Source organism: Virgibacillus tibetensis, from assembly GCF_036026595.1.
Lineage (GTDB): Bacteria > Bacillota > Bacilli > Bacillales > Amphibacillaceae > Virgibacillus_P > Virgibacillus_P tibetensis.
Genome location: NZ_JARZFX010000001.1, coordinates 740,961 through 765,825 on the forward strand (window position 1 = coordinate 740,961; position 24,865 = coordinate 765,825).

General features: G+C 37.1%; 29 protein-coding genes. All 29 read right to left on the reverse strand.

The genetic code is table 11. The features are described 5' to 3' along the window. Nucleotides 1-28 precede the first annotated feature (28 nt). The 29 genes from fliP to sucC all read right to left on the reverse strand — a co-directional run bounded on the left by fliP (nucleotide 29) and on the right by sucC (nucleotide 24,808). Entirely contained in the window at nucleotides 29-694 is a 666-nt protein-coding gene (fliP, locus tag QGM71_RS04105) for a flagellar type III secretion system pore protein FliP (protein WP_327606234.1), read from the reverse strand. Further along, nucleotides 687-1,352, reverse strand: coding sequence for a flagellar biosynthetic protein FliO (locus tag QGM71_RS04110; protein ID WP_327606235.1), 666 nt, complete (start codon nucleotides 1,350-1,352; stop codon nucleotides 687-689). Before QGM71_RS04110 ends, fliP begins: the two co-directional genes overlap by 8 nt. 16 nt (nucleotides 1,353-1,368) lie before the next feature. Next, nucleotides 1,369-1,731, reverse strand: coding sequence for a response regulator (locus QGM71_RS04115; protein WP_327606236.1), 363 nt, complete (start codon nucleotides 1,729-1,731; stop codon nucleotides 1,369-1,371). 22 nt (nucleotides 1,732-1,753) lie between these two features. Further along, nucleotides 1,754-2,914: a flagellar motor switch phosphatase FliY gene (fliY, locus tag QGM71_RS04120; protein ID WP_327606237.1), complete on the reverse strand. Its 1,161-nt coding sequence runs from the start codon at nucleotides 2,912-2,914 to the stop codon at nucleotides 1,754-1,756. Next, nucleotides 2,904-3,902: a flagellar motor switch protein FliM gene (fliM, locus tag QGM71_RS04125; RefSeq protein WP_327606238.1), complete on the reverse strand. Its 999-nt coding sequence runs from the start codon at nucleotides 3,900-3,902 to the stop codon at nucleotides 2,904-2,906. Before fliM ends, fliY begins: the two co-directional genes overlap by 11 nt. A gap of 39 nt (nucleotides 3,903-3,941) precedes the next feature. After that, on the reverse strand, nucleotides 3,942-4,361 hold the full coding sequence (fliL, locus tag QGM71_RS04130; protein ID WP_327606239.1) for a flagellar basal body-associated protein FliL: 420 nt from the start codon (nucleotides 4,359-4,361) through the stop codon (nucleotides 3,942-3,944). Continuing rightward, a complete protein-coding gene (locus QGM71_RS04135; RefSeq protein ID WP_327606240.1) occupies nucleotides 4,354-4,572 on the reverse strand; it encodes a flagellar FlbD family protein in 219 nt (72 codons plus the stop codon). The genes fliL and QGM71_RS04135 overlap by 8 nt, the downstream gene beginning before the upstream one ends. Nucleotides 4,573-4,619: 47 nt before the next feature. Then, on the reverse strand, nucleotides 4,620-5,417 hold the full coding sequence (flgG, locus tag QGM71_RS04140) for a flagellar basal body rod protein FlgG (RefSeq protein ID WP_327606241.1): 798 nt from the start codon (nucleotides 5,415-5,417) through the stop codon (nucleotides 4,620-4,622). Between the two features lie 82 nt (nucleotides 5,418-5,499). Continuing rightward, nucleotides 5,500-5,877, reverse strand: a complete 378-nt coding sequence (locus QGM71_RS04145; protein WP_327606242.1) for a TIGR02530 family flagellar biosynthesis protein — start codon at nucleotides 5,875-5,877, stop codon at nucleotides 5,500-5,502. Between the two features lie 30 nt (nucleotides 5,878-5,907). Continuing rightward, nucleotides 5,908-6,363: a flagellar hook assembly protein FlgD gene (flgD, locus tag QGM71_RS04150; RefSeq protein WP_327606243.1), complete on the reverse strand. Its 456-nt coding sequence runs from the start codon at nucleotides 6,361-6,363 to the stop codon at nucleotides 5,908-5,910. A gap of 9 nt (nucleotides 6,364-6,372) precedes the next feature. Further along, nucleotides 6,373-7,644 carry a flagellar hook-length control protein FliK gene (locus QGM71_RS04155; protein WP_327606244.1) on the reverse strand — a complete coding sequence of 424 codons (1,272 nt, stop codon included), beginning with the start codon at nucleotides 7,642-7,644 and terminating at the stop codon, nucleotides 6,373-6,375. A gap of 28 nt (nucleotides 7,645-7,672) precedes the next feature. Then, a complete protein-coding gene (locus QGM71_RS04160; RefSeq protein ID WP_327606245.1) occupies nucleotides 7,673-8,263 on the reverse strand; it encodes a MotE family protein in 591 nt (196 codons plus the stop codon). A 5-nt stretch (nucleotides 8,264-8,268) separates the two neighbouring features. Then, the gene (gene fliJ, locus QGM71_RS04165; RefSeq protein ID WP_327606246.1) at nucleotides 8,269-8,715 is read right to left on the reverse strand and encodes a flagellar export protein FliJ; all 447 of its coding nucleotides are present in this window, start codon (nucleotides 8,713-8,715) and stop codon (nucleotides 8,269-8,271) included. After that, complete coding sequence (fliI, locus tag QGM71_RS04170) at nucleotides 8,715-10,034, reverse strand: flagellar protein export ATPase FliI (protein WP_327606247.1); 1,320 nt, start codon at nucleotides 10,032-10,034, stop codon at nucleotides 8,715-8,717. The genes fliJ and fliI overlap by 1 nt, the downstream gene beginning before the upstream one ends. Next, nucleotides 10,031-10,765, reverse strand: coding sequence for a flagellar assembly protein FliH (fliH, locus tag QGM71_RS04175; RefSeq protein WP_327606248.1), 735 nt, complete (start codon nucleotides 10,763-10,765; stop codon nucleotides 10,031-10,033). Before fliH ends, fliI begins: the two co-directional genes overlap by 4 nt. Beyond that, a complete protein-coding gene (gene fliG, locus QGM71_RS04180; RefSeq protein WP_327606249.1) occupies nucleotides 10,758-11,771 on the reverse strand; it encodes a flagellar motor switch protein FliG in 1,014 nt (337 codons plus the stop codon). The genes fliH and fliG overlap by 8 nt, the downstream gene beginning before the upstream one ends. Before the next feature lie 11 nt (nucleotides 11,772-11,782). After that, entirely contained in the window at nucleotides 11,783-13,375 is a 1,593-nt protein-coding gene (gene fliF / locus QGM71_RS04185) for a flagellar basal-body MS-ring/collar protein FliF (protein ID WP_327606250.1), read from the reverse strand. Nucleotides 13,376-13,476: 101 nt separating this feature from the next. Then, nucleotides 13,477-13,719: a flagellar hook-basal body complex protein FliE gene (gene fliE / locus QGM71_RS04190; RefSeq protein ID WP_327606407.1), complete on the reverse strand. Its 243-nt coding sequence runs from the start codon at nucleotides 13,717-13,719 to the stop codon at nucleotides 13,477-13,479. 82 nt (nucleotides 13,720-13,801) lie between these two features. Next, a complete protein-coding gene (gene flgC / locus QGM71_RS04195) occupies nucleotides 13,802-14,251 on the reverse strand; it encodes a flagellar basal body rod protein FlgC (RefSeq protein WP_327606251.1) in 450 nt (149 codons plus the stop codon). 2 nt (nucleotides 14,252-14,253) lie between these two features. Next, nucleotides 14,254-14,649, reverse strand: a complete 396-nt coding sequence (flgB, locus tag QGM71_RS04200) for a flagellar basal body rod protein FlgB (RefSeq protein WP_327606252.1) — start codon at nucleotides 14,647-14,649, stop codon at nucleotides 14,254-14,256. A 376-nt stretch (nucleotides 14,650-15,025) separates the two neighbouring features. After that, nucleotides 15,026-15,805: a GTP-sensing pleiotropic transcriptional regulator CodY gene (gene codY / locus QGM71_RS04205; RefSeq protein WP_327606253.1), complete on the reverse strand. Its 780-nt coding sequence runs from the start codon at nucleotides 15,803-15,805 to the stop codon at nucleotides 15,026-15,028. Nucleotides 15,806-15,833: 28 nt separating this feature from the next. Further along, nucleotides 15,834-17,228 carry an ATP-dependent protease ATPase subunit HslU gene (gene hslU / locus QGM71_RS04210; RefSeq protein WP_327606254.1) on the reverse strand — a complete coding sequence of 465 codons (1,395 nt, stop codon included), beginning with the start codon at nucleotides 17,226-17,228 and terminating at the stop codon, nucleotides 15,834-15,836. Between the two features lie 19 nt (nucleotides 17,229-17,247). Then, nucleotides 17,248-17,793, reverse strand: a complete 546-nt coding sequence (gene hslV / locus QGM71_RS04215) for an ATP-dependent protease subunit HslV (protein WP_327606255.1) — start codon at nucleotides 17,791-17,793, stop codon at nucleotides 17,248-17,250. A 20-nt stretch (nucleotides 17,794-17,813) separates the two neighbouring features. Continuing rightward, nucleotides 17,814-18,725 carry a tyrosine recombinase XerC gene (gene xerC / locus QGM71_RS04220; RefSeq protein WP_327606256.1) on the reverse strand — a complete coding sequence of 304 codons (912 nt, stop codon included), beginning with the start codon at nucleotides 18,723-18,725 and terminating at the stop codon, nucleotides 17,814-17,816. Between the two features lie 312 nt (nucleotides 18,726-19,037). After that, nucleotides 19,038-19,352: a hypothetical protein gene (locus QGM71_RS04225; protein WP_327606257.1), complete on the reverse strand. Its 315-nt coding sequence runs from the start codon at nucleotides 19,350-19,352 to the stop codon at nucleotides 19,038-19,040. A 102-nt stretch (nucleotides 19,353-19,454) separates the two neighbouring features. Continuing rightward, on the reverse strand, nucleotides 19,455-21,533 hold the full coding sequence (topA, locus tag QGM71_RS04230) for a type I DNA topoisomerase (protein WP_327606258.1): 2,079 nt from the start codon (nucleotides 21,531-21,533) through the stop codon (nucleotides 19,455-19,457). Nucleotides 21,534-21,658: 125 nt separating this feature from the next. Continuing rightward, nucleotides 21,659-22,549, reverse strand: coding sequence for a DNA-processing protein DprA (dprA, locus tag QGM71_RS04235; protein ID WP_327606259.1), 891 nt, complete (start codon nucleotides 22,547-22,549; stop codon nucleotides 21,659-21,661). Nucleotides 22,550-22,699: 150 nt separating this feature from the next. Beyond that, nucleotides 22,700-23,602, reverse strand: a complete 903-nt coding sequence (sucD, locus tag QGM71_RS04240) for a succinate--CoA ligase subunit alpha (RefSeq protein WP_327606260.1) — start codon at nucleotides 23,600-23,602, stop codon at nucleotides 22,700-22,702. A gap of 45 nt (nucleotides 23,603-23,647) precedes the next feature. Beyond that, on the reverse strand, nucleotides 23,648-24,808 hold the full coding sequence (sucC, locus tag QGM71_RS04245; RefSeq protein ID WP_327606261.1) for an ADP-forming succinate--CoA ligase subunit beta: 1,161 nt from the start codon (nucleotides 24,806-24,808) through the stop codon (nucleotides 23,648-23,650). Nucleotides 24,809-24,865: the final 57 nt, after the last annotated feature.

The window sequence follows — 24,865 nt, forward strand, 5'->3', positions numbered from 1 at the left end:
CCTGCTTCTTTATAAATTATATTAATCATCAAAAACCACTTAACAACGAATGTGTTATTAAATACCACCCATCAACTAGTACAAATAAGAGAATTTTAAATGGAAGTGAAATCATAACTGGTGGCAGCATCATCATACCCATTGACATCAGAACACTTGCTACTGCCATATCAATAATTAAAAATGGCACAAATATCATAAAACCCATTTGAAAGGCGGTTTTTAATTCACTGATAGCAAATGCGGGTACTAACGTTGTTATTGGTATATCCTGTATCGTTTCCGGTTGATCCAACTGTGCGTAATTCATAAACAGTGCTAAATCTTTCTGTCTAGTGTGCTTAGCCATAAATTCTTTCATTGGAACGCTAGCTCTTTCATATGCTTCATCCAATGTTATCTCTTCATTAAAAAGTGGTTGCAGAGCTTCGTCATATACATCACCGAATATGGGTGCCATGATAAAAAATGTTAGAAATAAAGCAAGACCTATTAACACTTGGTTGGGCGGCATTTGCTGAGTAGCCAATGATGTCCGTACAAAAGATAAAACGATTATAATTCTGGTAAAGCTAGTCATTAAGATTAATATACTTGGCGCTAATGATAAAACAGTAAGTAATAGTAGTAACTTTACTGACGTAGCAACCGATGAAGGGTCTGAATCAGCAAACATATCTATAAATTCATTCATGTTTATCTTCCTTCTGCCCGTTCTGTTTAATTAACTTTTCCCTGTTTTTCCTAACCTTTTCTAACTCACCCGAAAAAAGTTTCTTGAAGTCACCTTTATCTTGTATGGTCGACCCCATATCTTCTGTAGACTTTTTTCTTAAAATCGATGAAAATAGTGTGCCGGCAGAAACTTCATTCTGAACAGCTTTCTCACTATGTAATAAATCTTCTATAACTTCATTATCAGTAATTTCATGCAGCATCTCTACATTTTCACCTACACCAATTAAGAATACCTGTGTTCCAATACGAACAATTTGTATAGATTTATTCTGTCCTACAGAAACCCCGCCCAGATTCTCCAATGCTTTAACTTGATGAAACAGTTTGCTTCGCTTACTTAGGAACTTCAATAAAAGATAAATAAGTGCAAGGATTAAAAGTAATGCAAAAAACATCTTTACCAGACTAAACAATAAGGAACCAGTGCTTTCACTTTCGATAAGTTGCTCCGTTTGACTGCCTTCCCCGTCAGTTGAAAAACTTCCATCCAAGCAATCAACATCTTCCTCTAAACAATCAACAACATTCATTGGTTTTGCAGCAACACCACCTGTAAATACAATGGAGGTAAGTACTATCATTAAACAGATAGTAAGACTGATTTTTTGTGTCAACATACTCACTCGTTTCTTAATTTAAAGCCTTGGATATAGCTTCTACTACACGTTCTGCCTGGAATGGCTTGACGATAAAGTCTTTGGCTCCGGCTTGGATTGCATCAATTACCATAGCTTGCTGCCCCATTGCTGAACACATAATAACCTTTGCTTCTGAATGTGAATCCTTAATTTGTTTTAATGCTGTTATTCCATCCATTTCAGGCATTGTAATGTCCATTGTTACGAGGTCTGGTTGCAGTTCATTATACTTTTCCACAGCTTGGACTCCATCCTGAGCTTCCCCAACTACTTCAAAACCATTTTTATTTAAAATATCTTTAATCATCATTCTCATAAAAGCTGCATCATCAACAATTAAAATACGCTTTCCCATTTCTAAAACCCCCCGTAATAGTTTACTTCAATTTCTTTAATCGATCTGATTGACTAATAATATCTGTTACTCGTACGCCAAAGTTTTCATCTATTACGACAACCTCACCTTTGGCAATCAGTTTTTCATTTACCAATATATCAACAGGTTCTCCAGCCAGCTTGTCAAGTTCAATTATAGAACCAGATGATAAATCTAAAATATCTCTGATTGTTCGCTTTGTCCGACCAAGCTCCACCGTTACCTTTAATGGAATATCAAGGAGCATATCTAAGTTCCGCTGTTCTACATTGTTTAATTCGACGTGTTCAAAATTAGAAAAAGATGCTTGTTGAACGGTAGTATCTTCGTCAACTGCATTCCCTAAGTACTGTGACTTATGCTGTGCTGCTGTACTATTATTCTCTACTTCTAACTGACTTCCAAGCTCAGAAGTAGAATCCAAAGACTTTTCAAGTGGGACTTCAAGTGCTTCTATAGTTGCAGCCGCCTCATTACTTGCCGGTTCATTAAGTAGTTGATCTACCATCTGTTTTGCAAACTGTAATGGGATGAGTTGCATAATATTAGAGTCTATTAGATTACCGACCTTTAATTGAAATGATACTTTTACAAAAGCTTCTTCAGCAAAAGTGGTTCCCGTCTCGTTCTCTGGGTCCTCGAGCCGTATGATCGGAGGTGATATGTCTATTTTTTTATTAAATACAGTCGACATGCTTGTTGCTGCTGCACCCATCATCTGATTCATCGCTTCTTGTACTGCGCTTAAATGTATTTCTGTAAGTTCTTTATCTGGATTAGTGCCGTCTCCGCCCAACATAATATCAGAGATAATAGCAGCATCATCTGACTTTATAACAAACACGTTTTTACCTGTAAATCCCTCTACATAATTAACTTCTACACTTACAGGTTCAAATGTGAATGCTTCTAGGTCTTCTTTTTTCACCACGCTTACTTTTGGTGTTGTAATCTCTACCTTTTGTTTTAGTATAGTAGAGAGTGTAGTTGCAGAACTGCCGAAAGAGATATTACCTATCTCCCCTAGTGTGTCTTCTTCAATTCCCGATAAATAGTGACTGGCATTTGTATCTTGATTAGCATTCTTTTTTTCTTCGTCATCAGGATTAACTTTTAGAAGTGCATCAATCTCATCTTGAGATAACATCCCATCATTCATCATGTTCATTCACCCCTTTTATTTCTTCCAATACTTGCACTGACATTTTATTTTTAAACTTACCGGGCTGCACATAAAACTTAGCTTCGTCATTAATTGCCAATGTAAGTGGATGATCAATTGGTTGGTTTAGCGCAATAACATCTTGTTCACGTAAGTTCAAAAATTGTTGGATATCAATAGTTGTTTCACCAAGAATTGCTTTCGCATCTACTTCGGCGTTCTTTATATTTTTAGAGAGCTTTTCATATGCATCGGCATCTCTATTTTTTGTAGTTGTTTGCATCCAATAATGTACTGACAATTTTGCTATGATTGGTTCTAACACAATATGAGGGATACATATATTAATCATCCCACTGGATTCACCAATAGCAGTATTCAGCGATACGACAACTACCGTTTCATTTGGTGATACCATTTGTAAAAATTGAGGATTTACCTCAAATTCCTCTAAAACAGGATCTATTTCGACGATAGATGACCATGCCTCTTGAAGATTAGTCATCGCCTTTTCAAAGAGCTGTGACAAAAGTATTGTTTCAATTTCCGTTAAATTATCAACTTTATTTACACTGTTTCCTTTTCCACCAAGCACTCGATCCAGCATTGCATAAGCAATATTGGGGTTTATTTCCATTACGATTCTTCCATCGAGTGGAGCGACGCTATATATATTTAGCACGGTCATTTTAGGAACAGATCTTATAAATTCTTCATAAGGTATCTGATCAACAGAAGCAACTGATATATTTATATAGGTTCTAAGTTGTGCCGAGAAAAAAGTCGTTAATAATCGCGCATAATTTTCATGAATTCTTGATATACTTCTTATTTGATCTTTGGAAAAACGCAGTGCCCGCTTGAAATCATAAACGCGAACCCTTTTTTCCTTTTCTTCTCTTTTTAATTCCTCTGCATCCATTTCGCCCGAAGTAATCGCAGACAATAGAGCATCAATTTCATTTTGAGAAAGAACTTCATCTGCCAAAAACACTCACCTCCGTATTGGAGTACTATATTCGTTTATTTATTGAAGTATTTTACTTATTGTGTAAACATCAGTGATTTTTCCGTCAGTCATAACTTCATTTAACTTCGTTTGAACGATCTTTTCTAAATCAGTAAGCCCCGATTTAAAATCATCTTCATTCATGGTTGCCAATTCTTTAATTAAGATATTTCTTAATTGGAAATCCCGTTTACTTATTTCTGTTTGTGCACCTTTTCCATCTGTTAAAATTTGAAACTGAATCCGTACGAAGCTCCCATCATTTAAATCTGTTGTGATTTCAGGTGATTCATAGGCGTGTTCAATAATATCATCAATTGATTGTGCAGCACCTTCTTTGTCATCTCCTGAGACATTCAGTACAATAACTAGAGCAGTAACAGAACCCAACAACAGAATAACTAATGAAGTAACCATCGTCTTCACCAATTTACTCATTTGCTTCACCTACCTCTATTAATGATTCTTGGATCCCGATTTCCTGATAATATGCTTTTATCAGCGCTGTAACTTCAGTGTGTGGATCCTTTACAATAATTTTCTTGCCGTTAATTAGAGATATTGTTGTATCAGGTAAAGACTGTATTTGTTCAATCATTAATGCATTTAATGAAAATTTATCTCCATTTAAACGAGTTAATTCAATCATAATGTGGGCGGGAGTGCTCTAATTATTAGGCACTCCCTACCTCCTTACTATCGTTTTAAGTTTACAAGCTCTTGTAATATTTCATCAGAAGTTGTAATTATTCTAGTATTAGCCTGGAAACTACGTTGTGCTGTAATCATTTCAGTGAATTCTTCAGATAAGTCAACATTGGACATCTCAAGCGAACCACTGATAATAGAAGCAGATCCTTGTGTTTCAGGAGTGACCCAGGCATCAGCCAAGCCAGCGTTTGGTGAGTCTAAGAATAAGTTACTTCCCGCCTTTTGAAGCCCAGCAGGATTAGAAAAACTTGCTAATGCAATCTGTCCAGCTACTACAGTTACACCTGCGCCGTCTATATAATTTACCGTTCCATCTGTTTGGATACTAAAGCTTTGAGCAGTTTCTGGTAAATTAATACGCGCTTCATTCATACCCATTAGATAATATCCATCAGGATTAACAATATCGCCACTATCATCCAAATAAAAGTTACCTGCCCGTGTATAGAAAGTTGCGTCATTTTCATCCTGTAATACAAACATCCCATCTCCTTCTAACGCTAAATCCAACGGGTTATTTGAAACCTGACGAAAACCTTGTGTATGGATATTGTCAATAGTTCCTAGTTGAGACCCTAAACCTACTTGCGCTGCGTTAACACCACCACGTGCATCTGTTGGGCCTTGTGCACCTGAAGTTGTCTGACTCATCATATCCTGAAAGGTTACACGTCCCTTTTTAAAACCAGATGTATTCACATTGGCGATATTATTTCCAATCACATCTAATTTTGTTTGTGAATTCTTCATACCTGAAATACCTGCATACATTGAACGTAACATAATTTAATCCCCTTTAATGGTTTATAATTAATAGCTGTATCATTCATTCAACAGCTTATTTGGCCTCCCAATAGGGTCCAGCCTATTCGTTAATTAAAATTGTTCCATTGATATTAGTAAAAATTCGACTTGTAGCTTCTTCTCTATTCATTGCAGTTACCACTGTGTTATTTTTTGCACTTATTAATAACGCTGCATCATTCATAACAACCAATGAATCCGTAATTCCTTTTTGTTTGGCTTCATTCATTTTTGTTTCAATTGTTTGCCACTGTGTTTCATTAATAGTAATGTTTCTTTCATTTAAACGCTGTGTAGCATGCTTGCTTATTTTAAGCCCTTGATTCTCAGCTATTAATACATCTTTAAAATTAACCGTATTTTGATTGCTTTTAGGCTTATTCACACGAGGAAACTGCAGAGCATGGTTTTGCTGCATTTGGTGTATACGGTGATCCATCTTACTCACTTCCTTTGTTTTATAACCCTGTTACGATTTATTAGAATTGGACTTCGGGTCACTGACCTGTAATACGGCGTCTGCATATACTTTTTCTCCATTATCCAGCTCTAATATAGCCCAGCCTTCTTTTTGGCTAACCGCAATAACATTGCCTTTTTCAACATCCAATTTTTGACCTGTTTCTTTATCAATTGCCTGGTATGAAATTTCTTTTCCAATCATATGGCTATATTGTATAACAGGAGAAATCAGCTGGCTTTGTACTAAATCATCAATAGATTTTGCCATATTCATCGTTTGCTCTAATGTAGAAAATTGTGACATTTGTGCAATAAAGTCACGGTCATCCATCGGATTAGTCGGGTCTTGATTTTGTAACTGTGTCATTAATATTTTTAAAAACTCATCCTTACCAAGATCATTACTTGGCGCTCGTGAAGTCTGTTGACTTTGTAAATATAACGTTGGATCAATCTTATTCATTCTATCCACCTACACTTTCTCATTCATCAATAATTCATGGAACTGCGCAGCAAAATCATCTTCCGTTTGCTGTTCCTTATTCTGATCCGAATGTGACTGATTCTCTTGATCCTTCAGCTGCTCTTCTTTTGCTTCTTTTTGAACATCCTGTTCTTGCTGTGTATTTAGATTTAGCTCTTGTTTCTCAATAACTACTTGATGTGGCGAAAACATATTTCTCAGCTGACTCATATTCGTTTCAAGCATTTCTTTTGCTGCTAGAGAAGAAACCAATATCTTAACAGTCATTTCTCCATTCACTTGCGTTAAACGAACCATCATCTCGCCTAAGTTATCCGGTCGTAAAGTAATGGATAGTTGATTCGTTCCATTTGGTTTCGATAAAAACTTACTTGAATTTATCACTTTTTGAAACTGTTCAACCATCTGTTTGTCTGTGGATTCTGAGTTCTGACTCGAATTAACGTGAATTACATACTGTTCTAGTCTTGTTATTGGCACAGCTGATCCTGAAGGAGTAATGGTTTGTTGTCCGATAACTCTATCTACCTGTGTCTGATTGTCCATTGCCTTCCCCATCCACTTTGCTACATCTGTACTAGTAACTTTCGACTCCATATACTGACGTCTTTCAGACAATTGATTTCTTTTTTCAAATGCCTGTACTAATTCTTTCCAAATAGCATGCTCTTTTGTTCCTTCATTTTTTAACGAAGATACCGGATCGCTAACCCACTTTTCATTGCCAATTTGTCTTTCTAATGCAGACCATTGCTGTAAGAGATCAAGTACTTTTGGAGCTGACTTAATAAAGTCATTCTTATTAGATTCCATTACTATTTTTTCAATCTTTGAAAAAATAGCTGCAAATTCTTTGTGGATCAATACGATATCCTCATCAGTAAGCTCTGTCTGATTGACAACTGTAGTGTGTTGGTCAGAAGCCGTCGCTTTTTCCATGATTAAATTATTTATCAAAGAATTAATCGTATCCTTTGTTTGTTCATCAACAGCAGCAAGCTCAAGGTGCCCAGAATTAATGAGTAATGAATAGAGCTCTTGCTCACCAGTAAGTGGGTCATTACTTTTCATCCCTTTGTTTGCCCCTGTTTGCTGACTAAAAGATAAGGCTTCATCCAATTCTGATTCCACTTCTGACTGCTCGGTGTTTAATAAAGAATTGAATGATAGGACATCTTCTCCTGAACCAGGCTGTCTAGTAACTCCTGCTGATGTTTTAGGTAGTTGAATTTGTTGAAATAACATTCCGATCGCGTTCACTATTTCACCCCCTTTCAAGTAAGTTTATTTAATTGTCGCTGTTAATAAATAACCTAGTTAGTTCTGCAGCCGCTTCTGTGTTCATAGCTTCCAGAATTTCACCGCGAACCTTATTGGACAATTCACTTAAAATAGCTAGAGCTGTATCATTATCAAGATTTTGTATTATTAATGCTGCCTGCTCATTGTCCATATCTTTGAAAGAGCTTGAAATAGACTTTACTTTATCGCTTCCTTGTAGATTTTCATCCTGATTATCATCTATTTCGGTGGCATTTCGTTCCAGTTTAACTATTTCTAATTCTAATGCCTCTATTGTAGCTTTCATATCAGATACTTCCTGATTTAATTCTTGAATCTCTTCATCTTTATTGTCGATCGTATTTTGCACTCTTTCATCATCACGTTGTACAGATTCTTCTTCAGGTGCTGAGATGATGGAGGAGATAACAGGAATATCACTCCCCTTTTTCTTTACCCAGTCACCAATATCGACACCTGCTAAGGTGAATATAATTACCGCTAAAGTAATTGCGATAACGCCAGGTATAACTATAGCAAACAAAAACCATAAAAATGGATTTGTTTTTTTCTTTTCATTTTTGATTTTATTGACCATTTGCTTCACCTATTTTTATGGCTTAAGTATTGTTGGATTGATATTTCATCCATCGATGCTTTTTCTATCTTTTGCAACTTATCGTCTTCGGATTTTTTTCGTACTTCGATAATTTTTTCAAACTTCTTCACCTCGACATGAGCATCTGTTAGCTTTAGCTGTTTAGATTCCATATCCGATCTAGCAAGTTGTACTTCCCGCTGACGTTTTAAAATTTGTGAATTCAATTTCTCTATAAATGTTAGCTGTTCTCGGATTTTATCCAGGGAAATTATTGTTTGTAAATGATCTTCATATGTTTCTTCAGCTTCTTCTTTTCTTCTTAACAAATTATATAGCTGTGTTGCCATCTCCTCAAAATACGCAGTGGACTGATAATAAGCTTTTTGTGCATCGTTTTTTTCCCTCTCGCGCACATGGAGGATTTTAGACAGAGCTATTGTTTGAGTCATTATTTTCCACCTCCGTTAAGAAGAGCCTTCATTAAATCAATTGTTTCATCAAGTGTTTTGTACTCGAGAATTTCTTGTTTTAAAAATGCTTGTATCTTGGGATAAAAAGAAATAGCCCGGTCAATCTCCTGATTAGTTCCTCTTTTATAGGCACCGATTTGGATCAATTCATTATTTTCTTCATACGTAGCAAGAAGAGAACGTATCTGAAGGGCTGTTTCCTGATGTTCCTCAGCGGTTATTTGAGTCATTACTCTACTAATTGACTTCAATATATTGATAGCTGGAAACTGTCCACGTTCTGCTAATTTTCGATCCATTACAAAGTGTCCGTCCAGTATCCCCCGAACTGTATCTGCTATCGGTTCATTCATGTCATCTCCATCTACCAGGACAGTATAAAAAGCAGTAATAGTGCCATGTAAATTTGTCCCTGTTCGCTCTAGTAACTTGGGCAATGTAGCAAATACAGAAGGTGTATATCCTTTTGTTGTCGGTGGTTCTCCTGTTGCGAGACCTATTTCCCGTTGTGCCATAGCAACCCTGGTCACTGAGTCCATCATTAAATTTACCTGGTACCCCAAATCACGGAAGTACTCACTGATTGCTGTAGCTGTATATGCTCCTTTTATCCGCATTAAAGCTGGCTGATCAGAAGTTGCTACTACCACAATTGTCTTTTTTAAGCCTTCTTCTCCTAGGTCCTTCTCAATGAATTCTCTAACTTCCCGACCCCGCTCACCAATCAGTGCTATAACATTAATATCTGCACTACTATTCCTTGCGATCATCCCGAGCAATGTACTTTTTCCTACACCACTACCTGCAAAGATTCCTATCCGCTGACCTTTCCCTACCGTTAACAATGAATCAATTGCTTTTACCCCTACCTGAATCGGTTCCTCTATAGGTGGACGTAACATTGGGTTAGGAGGTGATTGCTCAGTCAGGTAATTGGATAATCCTTTAGGTAACATAGTTTCATCCAGACTTTTCCCTAGTGAATCTACCACTTTACCAATAAGTCCTCTTCCTATTTTGATACTTAATGGTTTCCCAGTAGATTCAACCAAACAGCCAGGCCCTATTTCTGTTACTTCTGCGTATGGCATAAGTATGATCTTCTCATTATTAAATCCTACAACCTCTGAAAGTATGGGCGCTTTATTCGCAGTAGAAGTATGTATGTAGCAAACTTCCCCCACATTTGCTGCAGGTCCTTGTGATTCAATCATAAGACCTACCACTCGCAAGACTTTTCCATACCGTTTGTGAGTATCCGTTTGGGCAATAACAGCATGATAATTACTTATATTCATTGCTTATTCTCCATTGCCAGTTCATGAAGCGCATCTCGTATCTGTTGCAGTTGTGTATCGATACTGGCATCTAATTGCCCGAACGGATGCTGGATTAAACAGCCATTTTCAGCTACTTCTTCATTTACCTGGATTGATAACTTAGCTTCATTTTCTAGGATTTGATTTAGTTCTTCCTTCTGCTGTAAAACAAATTGATAATTAACAGGATGTAAATAGATTGTTATGACCGACTGATCTTTCAACTCGCCGATTGCAGTTTTCACAATAGATAAAAAGGCGTCAGGGTCTTCTGCTATTTTTTGGTTCATAATTTTTTCTGCCGTATGGATGGCTAACTCTATAATTGTTTCCTCATTTTTATCGATGGTTGTATGATAGTCTGACAAAGCTGACTTAGTTATTGAGTCAGCTTTGTCCAATAAGTGCCTATATTTTTCCAGGCTCTCTTCCTTACCGTTCTTATACCCTGCCTCATAACCGATATGTTCAGCTTCCTTAATGTAATTCTGCTTCTCGGTTTTCCAGTTTTCTTTAGCTGCCTCTATCTCAGCAGTCGTTTCCTTAACAAGCAATTCTTTCTCCTTTAACAGGTTTTGCAGTTCATCATGGGCCTGCTTTAACTCCTCCTGTATGGAATCTTCACTCAAACTGGCAGTATGATCATCACGTTTCCTTAAAAATTCAATTGGTTTTATTTTTATTATCTTTTCGGTATGGAGTTTAGACAATAATATCGTCACCTCCACCACGTGCGATAACAATTTCACCAATGTCTTCCAACCTACGTATGATTGCAACAATCCTCGTTTGCGCTTCTTCAACATCTTTTAGGCGAACTGGTCCCATATACTCCATTTCATCTTTAAATGTTTCAGCCATCCGTTGGGACATGTTTTTAAATACGATGTCCTTCACTTCATCACTAGCTACTTTTAACGATAGGCGAAGGTCTTCATTTTCTACTTCTCTAATAATACGCTGGATAGCGCGGTTATCTAAGATAACAATATCTTCAAATATAAACATGCGCTTTTTGATCTCATCAGCCAGTTCAGGATCCTGTATTTCCAAGGCATCCAGAATTGTTCTTTCTGTACTTCGGTCAACCCCATTCAATACTTCAACTACAGCTTGAATACCTCCGGTTTGTGTATAATCTTCTGTTAGAGAAGCGGAAATATTTCTTTCCAGCACTTGCTCTACCTGGCTGATAATTTCTGGAGATGTTGAATCCATTGTCGCAATCCGCTTTGCAATATCCGCCTGGAGTTCCTGTGGTAGTTCAGATAAAATCTGTCCGGCTTGTTCAGGGTCTAGGTAGGACAATACAAGTGCGATTGTTTGCGGATGCTCGCTTTGAATGAAATTCAAAACCTGTTGCGGGTCAGCCTTTCTAGCAAAATCAAATGGCCTAACCTGTAAAGAAGATGTTAGCCGATTAATAATATTTGATGCTTCACCCTTGCCAAATGCTTTTTCCAACACTGTTTTCGCGTATCCGATTCCACCTTGTGAAATATAATCCTGAGCAAGAGCGATTTGATGAAACTGCTCTAGTACATCTTCCTTCAAACTGGACTCTACCTTTTTCACGGATGATATCTCTAAGCTCAGTTTCTCAATTTCTTCTTCTGTCAAATGTTTGTATACTTGTGCGGATACATCCGGGCCCAGGGAGATTAACAGAATTGCTGCCTTTTGCTTACCAGTTAAAGCACTTTTTTGTCTAGCCACTTCTATCCCTCCTAATCTTCCCCGATCCAGCTTCTTAATAGTTTAGCGAAATCCTCTGGTTTATCTTTTGCTATTTTTTCTAATTGCTTTCTGCGGATAACAGACTCAGATTGCTCATTATCTGGCATATCTGGTACTTCCGTTGTTGTTTGTGCAGTAATTGTTTCTTCAACAATTTCCTCTTCTTCGTTTCTATTACGTATTAAAAGTACAACTAAAGTTATTATGATTATAAGTAAAACCGCTCCTGCTATATACATCCATAATGGGATAACTGGTGCTGGCTGTTCAGGTATTGCAGTATCTCCTGCAAATTCCTGAAATACTATAGATATTTTCTCCTCTGGAATTACTTCCCCATACTCTTTGTCAATTGACGTACCGACAATGGAATTTAAAATAGAAGCTATTCCTGCTTCTACTGCATTTTCATCCTGCTGAGTCAAATATTGAATCCCGTCTTCTGTTGAATCTATAACATTGTTAACGGCTACTTGAATCCCTAAATCTCTTACTTTATAGGGGCTTTCAACGATTTCTTTACGAATGCGGTTAAATTCATTATTAATTGTTTCTTTTACTAATTCATATTCGCCACCTTCGCCTTCCACAGCTCCAGGATAATTAGCTATATCTCCTTCTCCAGTACCTTCGATGCCGCCAATTACTGGATTTCCAGAGTACGTCTCATGGATTGTTTCGATACTTACAGGAAGACCTTCCATATTCTCTAAATCAACCGGTTCAACGAGTTCTTCTATACGATTCTCCTGTGTAAAATCAACATCAGATGTAACCGAAACAATTACATTTTCCATTCCAACCATTGCCCCAAGCATTTGTTGAAGTCTTCGCTGAATATCACGTTCTACGTCTTTTTTTACTGATTGCTGGTAAGAATGTGCATCCTGTGTTCCCTGTGCTGTATGTGCATTTCGATCAAAATACTCAAAAAACTGATTCATTATTACAATGTTATCAGGCGGCAGGTTAGGGACTGCTTTTGAGACCAGGTGATAAAGAGATTCAATCTGATTCCCCTGAAATTGATATCCCGGCTGTGTGCTTAATACAATGGAAGCACTGGCCTCTTGGGTTGATTCACTTACAAAGACAGGATCTTTCGGCATATTTATCATTACTTTTGCGTTTTCAATACCTTCAATTCCCTGCATTAAATTTCCTAATTCCGTCTGCATCGCATCGAGTTTCATAATACTGAATTCATTATCGGTAATTCCCCATGAGGCATTTTCACTAAAGAATGAATAGTCGATGTTACCACTATTCGGAATACCTTGTCCTGCAAGGTCAACAAGAAGCGAATCCACTTGTTGTTCAGGAACAGTAATGGTAGTACCCCCATCTTCTAACTCATACTGAATTCTTCTTGAATCCAACTCTGTTTTTATTTGACCTACTTCTTGCAATGATAAGTTGTTATAAAGTGGGACAAGTTTAGAATTTGTTGTCATGAATGTTATTCCAGCGATTAACAAAATAACAATTAGGATGGAGCCGATAAAGATGCTTTTTTGGCTGGTTGATCGTTTTGACCAAAAAGCTGATGTAGTTTCTTTCCAATTCATTATAGTTTCTTTCATATTTTCCCCCACCATAGTGCCAAAAGATAAAGTAAAAATTCATTTAGAAGGAAGATAATCCCCGACTAAAAGTAATTACATGGCTTATAAAAAACTAAAAATTATACTTGCATGCGCATAATTTCATTATAGGCATCTATAGCTTTCCGTTGTACCTGCACAGTCGTTTCTAATGTGATACTGGCTTTTTGTGCAGTTATCATAACATCATGCAGGTCATCAATTTTTCCTTGTGCCAATGCATCCGTCTTTTGATCTGAAGCTAATTGCGCGTTATTAACATTCTCAATAGCACCCTTTAACATGTTGGAAAAATTAGCTTGTGCTTCTCCAGGCGAATTCATTGTTCTAGAATTAATAGAACCGGGTATAGTAGTTTGAGGGGTGTTATGTATTAGTAAACTCATTTAAAAGTCTCCCTTATCTTTATTTTCCAATTTCCAGTGCTTTCATCAACATACCCTTGCTGGCATTTAATGATGTAACGTTTGCTTCATAGGATCTGGTAGCACTCATTAGGTCGACCATCTCTTTAAGTGGATCAACATTGGGCATTTCTACATATCCAGCTTCGTTTGCATCGGGATGTGACGGATTAAATACCAATTTAAACGGCTCATCATCTTCTCTGATAGCTGATACTTTTACTCCAGAACCTGTACCTGCAGAGGCTGCTTTATGCAAAAATGACTGGAAACTCTTGTCCTGCGGTTCAACCACAACCATTTTTCTCCGATAGGCTTCATATTCTCCATTTTCGTTCATAGTTGCACGAGTTGTTTGTGCGTTAGCAACATTAGAAGAAATAACATCCATACGGAGACGTTGGGCGGTCAACGCACTTGCACTCGAATTAATTGCATTAAATATCGACATCCTTAGCTTCCCCCCCTAATTACTGTTTGCAAACTACCAAACTTGCCATTTATACGATCAACTAATGCTTGATAATAGATTTGATTTTTAGCCAATTCTGCCATTTCCTTATCTACATCCACATTGTTCCCATTGTGGTTAAAGTTAGTGTTTTTATTTGTTGTGATTTGATAGGAAGTATAAGCTGATTGGTCAAATGGTATGTGTTTAGAATGTGTACGCTTTGCCTCGACCCTATTTGACATAGCCTCATTTAGTTCATTTTTAAACACTACATCTTTTGCCTTGTAATTTGGTGTATCAATATTTGATATATTATTGGATATTGTCTGGTTCTTCGTTGATGCATAGTCAAGCGACTTCTCTAAAGTATGAATAGTGCTTCCAAATAAAGTCAAAACCATTCCTCCTAAATATTTCTTTTTAAACGCCGGACATAAAATATAAAACGCCTACGAATATTGTAATTTATATATCCTATAAAGTCTATCTCTTTTCGACATTTTCCCCATTTAGATAATAATATAGTTAAATATAACTAGGTCATTTCTAATGACAAAATACCTTTTTATGTCAAATAAGCGCTCTAATTTATTAAAACCAGCTGCACTTCCCTATTTTATGTCAAAAAATAGCGATAAAAGTAAATTATAATTACTTCAAAATTATAATTTACTTTTATCGCTATATCAGGTTAATTAGTTTAATTTTCATTACTCAATAAAATTTTGCATAAAAAAAAGCTAGAGTCACCTAGCTTTTTTTACTTGTTTTTTATCTTGAACGTAATTTTTCGAGTTCAACAAGGAATTTGTTATTAAGTACTTTAATGTACGTTCCTTTCATACCTAATGAGCGAGACTCAATAACACCGGCACTTTCAAGTTTTCTTAACGCATTTACGATAACCGACCTTGTAATACCTACTCTGTCCGCAATTTTACTTGCTACAAGTAAGCCTTCATTTCCATTCAACTCTTCAAAGATGTGATCAATAGCTTCTAGTTCACTGTATGATAAAGAACTGATCGCCATTTGAACAACTGCTTTGCTTCTGGCTTCCATTTCAATCTCTTCTGTTTTTTCATGTAGTATTTCCATTCCTACAACAGTAGCTCCATATTCAGCCAATAACAAGTCATCATCATTAAAAGTTTCTGTTAATCTACCTAATACTAGCGTGCCAAGACGCTCTCCCCCACCAATTATTGGTACGATTGTTGTTAAACCATTTTGGAAAAGCTCACGGTTCTCAACAGGGAATACAGTCTGTGGGCTGTCGATACCCAGATTTGCAGTCGTCTCACGAATGTTGGATAGTCCCTCTATATATTCTTCCGGAAATTGTCTTTCTTCAAGCATCGATTTCATACGCTCATTTTCTATCTCCTGGTTGATCGCAAAACCTAATAACTTACCTCTTCTGCTCAGAATGTATACATTACCAGTAATTACATCTCGTAATGAAGCTGACATATCATTGAAATTCACCGATTTTCCTGTTGCTTTTTGTAACATAGCATTAATTTTTCTTGCGCGTGTTAATAGTTCCATAATGATTCTCCTTTTTGTTTAATTTTAATTATAGTATAAATTGACTTAAGTCTTTGTTTTTGACAATAGAACTAAGTTTTTCATCCACATATTTAGGTGTTATTTCTATTTCCTCCATACGAATATCCGGTGCTTCAAAAGATAAGTCTTCTAATAGTTTTTCCAGAATAGTATGAAGTCTTCTTGCGCCGATATTATCAGTCTCCTGATTAACTTGGTATGCTATTTCAGCAAGCCTTGTTATAGCATCGGTTGTAAAAACTACATTTATACCTTCTGTTTTCAGTAAGGCTTGGTATTGCTTCAATAACGCATTTGATGGTTCACTTAATATTCGTTTAAAATCTTCTACTGAGAGTTTCTCTAATTCTACTCGAATTGGAAATCTGCCTTGTAATTCTGGAATTAAGTCAGAAGGCTTTGCCATGTGAAATGCACCAGCAGCTATAAACAGCATGTGATCTGTTTTAACAGGACCGTGTTTTGTTATAACGGTTGAGCCTTCAACTATTGGTAAAATATCACGTTGAACACCTTCTCGTGACACGTTGGCTGAATTATCCTGTTTACCTGCAACTTTATCAATTTCATCTACAAATAGAATTCCGGACTGCTCAGCACGCTCAATTGCTTCCTGCGCTGCTTCTTCCATATCAACCAGCTTCCCAGCCTCTTGTTGGGTCAGGACCTTCCTCGCCTCTGTAACAGGTAACTTTCGTGTTTTTTTCTTTTTGGGCATAAACTGCCCGAGAGCATCTTGCATATTCATCCCCATTTGTTCCATCCCTGAACCCTGCAGCATATCAAACATGGAAGGGGGCAGTTCTTCTATCTCCACGGTTACCATATGATCTTCTAACTCACCTAAAGCCAATTGGGACTCTACACGCTTTCGTTTATTCCTTATTTCTTCATCTTTAGCTTGATCCTTGTTTGTATCATCATTATCCGCTTGACCTGAAAAAAACATCTCAAATGGGTTTTTCATCGTCGAATCTTTTTTAGCCTGGGGAACCAGAAGACTTACTAATTTCTTATTAGCCTCCATTTCAGCAATTCCCATAACCTCAGCCATTTTCTCTTCTCTGACCATCCGCATGGACATTTCGACCAAATCACGAACCATTGACTCCACATCCCGACCAACATAACCAACTTCAGTAAACTTAGTCGCCTCGACTTTTACGAATGGTGCACCGACAAGTTTGGCTAACCGTCTTGCAATTTCTGTCTTACCTACCCCTGTCGGTCCAATCATCAAAATATTTTTAGGTACAATTTCTTCTTTGATTGCATCATCCAGCTGCATTCTCCGATAACGGTTCCGTAAAGCTATAGCAACTGACTTTTTTGCATTGTGCTGACCTATGATATATTTATCCAATTGACCAACAATTTGCTTTGGAGTGTAATCTATTCCCATACTTTCGAAAGGCCTCCTTTTAATCAAGCACCTCTAATGTAATATGATCATTCGTGTAAACACAAATTTCTCCAGCAATTGTTAACGCTGCTTGTGCTATTTCCTTAGCTGTTAACTGATTTGAGTATCTTGCAAGTGCTCGACCAGCACTTAAAGCATAATTTCCGCCAGAGCCAATAGCGAGCATCCCATCATCTGGTTCGATGACTTCTCCAGTACCTGACACTAAAAACATATCGTCTTTATTCATAACAATAAGCATTGCTTCCAATTTACGTAGAACTTTGTCACTGCGCCATTCTTTTGCCAGCTCTACAGAGGCTCTTGCCAGGTTACCGTTAAAAGCTTCAAGCTTTGCCTCAAATTTTTCAAACAATGTAAAAGCGTCTGCCACAGACCCAGCAAATCCTGCTAAGACCTGCCCCTTATATAAAGTACGTACCTTCTTAGCTTTATGTTTCATTACAACAGCATTACCTAATGTGACCTGCCCATCCCCGCTCATTGCACATTGTTCATTGTGCTTAACGGCAAAAATGGTTGTAGCATGAAATTCATTCGCCACTAAATATCACCTCTTTAACATTATTGTTCATTAGCTCTGGGATGACTGTTCATATACACCTTACGCAAATGATCTTTAGTAACATGTGTATAAATTTGCGTTGAAGTTAAACTTTCATGGCCCAATAACTCTTGCACACTACGTAAATCAGCGCCCTCATTTAATAAATGAGTAGCAAACGTATGTCGTAATTTATGAGGATGGACATGAACGGTTAATGCTGCTTTATCTACTAGCTTATTAAGTATAAGACGCATACCTCTTGCAGTTAATGGAGCCCCACGGGAATTTAAGAAGACCGCGTTTGAAGTTAGTTTTGCTTTACTCAATAACGTTTTCCGACCTTCATTTATGTAAGTTTCCAAGGCAATTTCTGCAAATCTTCCAAAGGGTACATAACGTTCTTTTCTACCCTTTCCGTTGATAAGCATCGTTCCAATTGAAAAATCTATATCCCCAATTAGTAAGCCTTGACACTCACTCACCCTCATTCCTGTTCCGTAAAGCGTTTCTAAAATGGCTTGATCACGTTGACCCAAAGCATCTGTCATATCGCTGACTTCAAAAAGCTTTTCTAACTCCTCCATATATAAAAAACCTGGAATCGGTCGAGTTGCCTTTGGTAAAGATACATGTGTAAATGGATTCGTTATACGCTGGTTTTCCCGTTCTAAAAATCTGTAAAAACTTCTTAAACAAGAAACTTTGCGGGATACTGATCTTCTGCTGAGTTGCTGTTCATATAAGCTGGTTAGAAATAATCGAACAACTCTTTGATCAACTTCATAAAGACTAGTGATGCCTTCTTGATCCAAAAAACCAAAAAAAATTTCCAGATCATTCTGATAATACTTCACGGTGTATCGTGATGCATTTTTTTCGATTTGTAAATACTCTACAAATTCTTTAGAACTTGCTGTGAAATTGTGCAAATTTTCACCCCATTCAAATAGCGAATAAATCATAACACACTATACATTTTAATGCAACAGATTTAACTAAATTGCAACAAAATTCTGAATTGAGTTCAATTCTAATTATAACACAACCAAAAACTAATTTTAAACTGTTTAAGTTGAATGTTAAAACTAAGTTTGATTTACCTGTCAAGTATATAACCTTACCAATGCGTAATTATATATCCTTGAAAGTAAATAGTCAACAAACTACAACGTAAACGTCCAGAAAACTGATACAGTGTGAAAACTTTGTGAATAAAGGGTATTACTGTTATTGACATCTTTTTAATTAAATAACCCTAGGTTATTAATTTCACGCTTTGTTTCAGAGGTACCAAGTTCGTAAACCTTGCGATAAAGTTCTATCATTTTATTATCATAATCTTCTCTTTTATCATCAGCACCCCATTCATCAAATGGTTTTGCCAGGAACTTTACGGCATCCTTTTCGTTTTTATCTTTCGCTCTGAATAATTCCTCTATTTCTTCTTTCTCTTTTTGATTAGCAATTATTTTATATTCAACCCCATTGTCGGGAATAGATATGTCACGGATCTCCTGTTTATCGACTGTTACATAATAATGCTTTTTGTTTGTCATATGAATAGCCTCCTTACTATTCTGCTTTCCCTTTTTTCGTTAGATCAAACGTAGTCAAAAAATCAATATTAAAACTGCTCGCAAAAGCCGAGCAGTTGAATTTTATTCTTGTGCTATCTCTTTATATTCACAACTTGTACATAGAATTTGTGTATCTTTTTTACTTTTCTTCTCAACAAGTAACGATTCACATTTTGGGCAGGGTCTGGAAATTGGTTTATCCCATGAGATGAAATCACAATCGGGAAATTGATCACAACCAAAGAACTTTCTCTGTTTCTTAGACTTTCTTTCTACTACATTTCCTTCTTTACATTTCGGACACTTTACGCCAATTTCTTTTAAAATAGGCTTAGTATTTCTGCAATCCGGAAAGTTTGAGCATGCTAGAAACTTACCGTAACGGCCCATTTTATATACCATTTCATGGCCACATTCTTCACAATCAATTCCAGCAGGTTCGTCCCTGATCTCTACTTTTTCCATTTCCAGTTCGGCTTTTTCTAAACGTTTATTAAAATCCTGATAAAATTCGTCGATAACCCTTATCCATTGAGTGGTGCCTTCTTCAACGGAATCCAAATCACCTTCCATTCTTGCTGTAAACGCAACATCAATAATCTCCGGAAAGAATTCTTGTACGAGATCGATAACAATTACACCAAGTTCTGTTGGTATAAATCGTTTATTATCAATGCTTACATAACCTCTACGTTGAATTGTATCTAACGTAGGGGCAAATGTGGATGGTCTGCCAATCCCCAATTCTTCCATAGTTCTAACCAGTCTGGCTTCTGTATATCTTGGTGGCGGTTGTGTGAAATGCTGATTTGGAATAATTTCCTTTGACTGGACAGTCATTCCTTCTTTTAAGTCGGGCAAAAACTTATCTTCTTCTTTCTTGTTATCATCTGTACCCTCAATATATACTTTCATAAAACCTTTAAACTTTACCTTCGAACCAGTTGCACGGAACTCAATATCATTATTAATTAGATGCACGGTCATTGTATCCAGAACTGCTGAAGCCATTTGACTGGCAAGAAACCGTTCCCAGATTAGTTTATATAAACGTAGTTGATCTCTGGATAGGATTGTTTTTAATGATTTGGGATCTCGCATAGCCGAAGTCGGTCTTATTGCTTCATGGGCATCCTGAGCACCCTCTTTTTTCTTGCCGGGTTTATGGTTCCCAAGATAGTCTTTTCCATATTTCTCTTCTATATAACCTCTCGCTTCTTCTTTTGCTGTATCAGAGATACGTGTTGAATCCGTTCGCATATACGTAATTAAACCCGTTATACCTCCAGCTTTCTTCCCTAAATCAATTCCTTCGTATAATTGTTGGGCCACCATCATCGTTTTTCTGGCACGGAAGTTCAACTTTCTTGCTGCTTCTTGCTGTAAAGAGGATGTTATGAATGGTTGAGCAGGGTTTCGCTTTCGTTCCCGTTTATTAACTTTATCGATAGAGAAATCGGGACCTTCAATTTGTTTAATTATATTCTTAACGTCATCTTCTGTTTTTAAATGCTGTTTTTTTCCCTTTAAACCATAAAAAGCTCCTTCAAACGTTTCGTTGTCCTTTTGAAATTCTCCTTCAATAGACCAATACTCTTCAGGGTTAAAATTCTCAATTTCTTTTTCACGATCTATTATCATCTTTACAGCTACCGATTGTACTCTTCCTGCACTCAACCCTTTCTTTACTTTTTTCCAAAGTAAAGGACTGATGTTGTATCCAACAAGACGATCTAAAATTCGTCTTGCCTGTTGTGCATCAACTAAATCTGTATCTATCGATCGTGGATGTTTAAAGGACTCCTTTATCGCGTCTTTCGTAATCTCATTAAAGACAACACGGCACTGTGAATTCTCATCAACATTTAAAATATGTGCCAAATGCCAAGCGATCGCTTCACCTTCCCTGTCCGGATCGGCTGCTAGATATATTTTTTTCGCTTTTTTTGCCGCTTTTCGTAAGTCTTTTAACACATCGCCCTTTCCACGAATTGTAATGTATTTCGGTTTAAATTCATCTTCAACATCCACGCCCATTTGACTTTTAGGTAAATCGCGCACATGTCCCATAGATGCTTTAACTGTATATTTTTTGCCTAAATAACGTTCAATCGTTTTCGCTTTTGCCGGCGATTCTACGATTACTAGATAATCTGACATTGTATTTCCTCCTATAGTGAGGTTACGTTAATTAAATTGGAAATCTTCACTAATATTAAATATATACTACATATTTGTCAAACTTACTGTAATAAATCGCAGGTTCCCAGTCTATTTCTCCTCCGTTACTTACTATACACCATGTTTTGTCCAATCGTCTCCCAATCCTCTATTATATCCTGTGGGCAGTGTACCAGCTTAGCTCCATCCTGAATCATTTTAAGACAACCCTTCGTTTGTTCAATTAATGGTGAGCCTGGAACCGCATATACTTCCCTGCCCTGATCAAGTGCCTGATCTACAGTAATCAGCGTACCACTTTTTTCTGTTGCCTCAATTACTAATGTACCAAAACTTAAACCACTTATTATCCGATTTCTTTCTGGAAAGTGAAATCGAGTTGGTGGTGTATGCGGTGGGTACTCAGATAATACTAACCCATTTTCTGTGATTTGTTTAAATAAAGCTGTATTTTGCCTAGGGTAGATATGATGAAAACCACCCCCCAATACGGCAATTGTTTTTCCATTATTTCCTAAAGTAAGTGTATGTGCGAAGCTGTCTATACCTTTAGCCATACCACTCACTATTAACCAATCCTTTTTAATAAGTGGTTTAACTATATATTCTATTTTAGCTTTTGCTTCATATGAGGGATTTCGTGTTCCAATCACGCTAATGGCCGGTTTATGAGATAATAATGAGATGTTCCCTAGCGCATATAACACAATCGGAGCATCTTTTATTGTTTGTAACACAGGGGGGTAGTCATCATCAATGATTGTGATGACAGTAAATTTGCTTATATCATGGGCGATTTGCTTTTTAATTGTTTGATTATGAAGGTCTGAATATAATCGTGTGGCTTGCTTTGCAGATAATAAATAGAGGTGACTAAGTTGAGTGGATGATAAATGAAAAATTTGCTGTAATGCCGGGTCAGCATGAAGGATTTTACGAATAGTACGTCGTGTGATTCCACGACAGCGTTGTAAATGGATGAGTCGCTCGCGCATTGAATACAGGTTAATCACGTCCTTTAATATAGTAGGAACCTAAAAGCTTATGATACCTTTAGGTTCCTTTTTGATAAGGTAAGAAAGTATAAATTTTTGGCTGCCATTAATTCATACACTTAAACAGCCACGTCCAGTGCTTTTGTTCTTTTAGTGTGTTTTACATTTTTTTACCAAGTCGTTTTCTTCTAAAACTTTAATCATTGTTTCTCCCATTACTGCAGGTGTTTCAGCAACTTGGATACCACATTCATTCATAACACGGATTTTCTCTTCAGCAGTACCTTTACCACCTGAGATGATTGCGCCAGCATGACCCATTCGTTTTCCTGGAGGTGCAGTTGCTCCTCCAATAAATCCAACAACTGGTTTAGTCATATTAGCTTTTACCCACTCAGCAGCTTCTTCTTCTGCAGTACCACCAATTTCACCAATCATAATTACTGCTTCAGTTTCTGAGTCTTCGTTAAACGCCTTTAGTGCATCAATAAAATCGGTTCCATTGACTGGATCTCCGCCAATACCAACAGCAGTTGACTGACCATAACCAGCTTCTGATAACTGATGAACAGCTTCATATGTTAAGGTACCAGAACGCGAAACAACTCCGATATGTCCCTTTTTATGAATATAACCAGGCATAATACCTATTTTACATTCGTCTGGGGTAATTACTCCAGGACAGTTAGGACCTACTAAGCGTGTTTTTTTACCTTCCATATATCGTTTTACTTTAACCATATCCAATACTGGAATGTGTTCAGTAATACAGATAGCCAGATCAAGTTCTGCATCTACTGCTTCAATAATTGCATCTGCTGCAAATGGAGCAGGAACATAGATTACGGATGCATTAGCACCTGTTTTTTCAACAGCTTCTTTTACTGTATTAAATACAGGTACACCCTCAACTTCTGTACCGCCTTTTTTAGGTGTAACGCCACCAACGATTTTCGTTCCGTATTCTAGCATTTGTTTAGTATGGAATTTGGCTGTACCACCAGTTATTCCCTGGACAATTACTTTTGTATCTTTATTAACATATACACTCATTTTCGTCCGTCCTTTCTGCATGATCTATACGTTCATTATGATAAATTATTTAACCATGGAAACGATTTTTTCCGCGCCGTCAGCCATAGAACCAGCAGACGTAATATTTAAGCCAGACTCATCTAGAATTTTCTTTCCTAAATCAACATTAGTTCCTTCTAGACGTACTACAAGCGGAATTTCTAACCCTACTTGTTTCGTTGCTGCTACAACACCTTCGGCAATAACATCACACTTCATAATTCCACCAAAAATGTTTACAAAAATACCTTTAACATTGGAATCGGACAAAATGATTTTAAATGCTTCTGTAACTTTTTCAGCAGTTGCGCCGCCCCCAACGTCAAGGAAGTTAGCGGGGTCGCCGCCATAATGTTTAATGATATCCATTGTAGACATTGCAAGCCCGGCTCCATTTACCATACAGCCAATATTGCCATCTAAAGATATATAACTTAGATCAAATTTGGATGCTTCAATTTCTTTTTCATCTTCTTCATTTAAATCACGTAACTCCAGAACACCCTTTTGACGGAATAAAGCATTATCATCAAAGTTCATTTTGGCATCTAATGCTAGTACTTGGCCATCCCCAGTCGTAACCAATGGGTTGATTTCTGCTATGGAACAATCCTTTTCAACAAACGCATTATAAAGGCTTCCCATAAATTTAACTGCTTTTCCAATTAGTTCATCAGGAATATTGATATTAAATGCTAGTCTTCTAGCTTGGTAACCAGAAAGACCAACAACCGGGTCAATTACTTCCTTGAAAATCTTCTCTGGAGTTGCTTCAGCAACTTCTTCGATTTCCGTACCGCCTTCTTCAGAGGCCATCATAACTACACGGGATGTTGCGCGATCAAGCACTACACCTACATAATATTCTTTTTGAATATCGCAACCTTCTTCAATAAGGAGTCGTTTTACCTCTTTACCTTCTGGTCCGGTTTGATGTGTCACTAATGTTTTTCCAAGAATTTCATTTGCGTATGTACGCACCTCGTCCAGGTTCTTTGCGATTTTCACACCACCAGCATTACCACGGCCACCAGCATGAATTTGCGCTTTTACAACTGTAACAGCGCTTCCTAACTTCTCTGCAGCTTCAACAGCTTCTTCTACCGTATATGCAACATGGCCATTAGGAACATTTACGCCATAATTTCGCAAAATATCTTTGCCTTGATATTCATGAATGTTCATCTTTTATCCTCCCATCAAAATTCACTGCATTTCTATTGTATTAAAAAACAACAAATT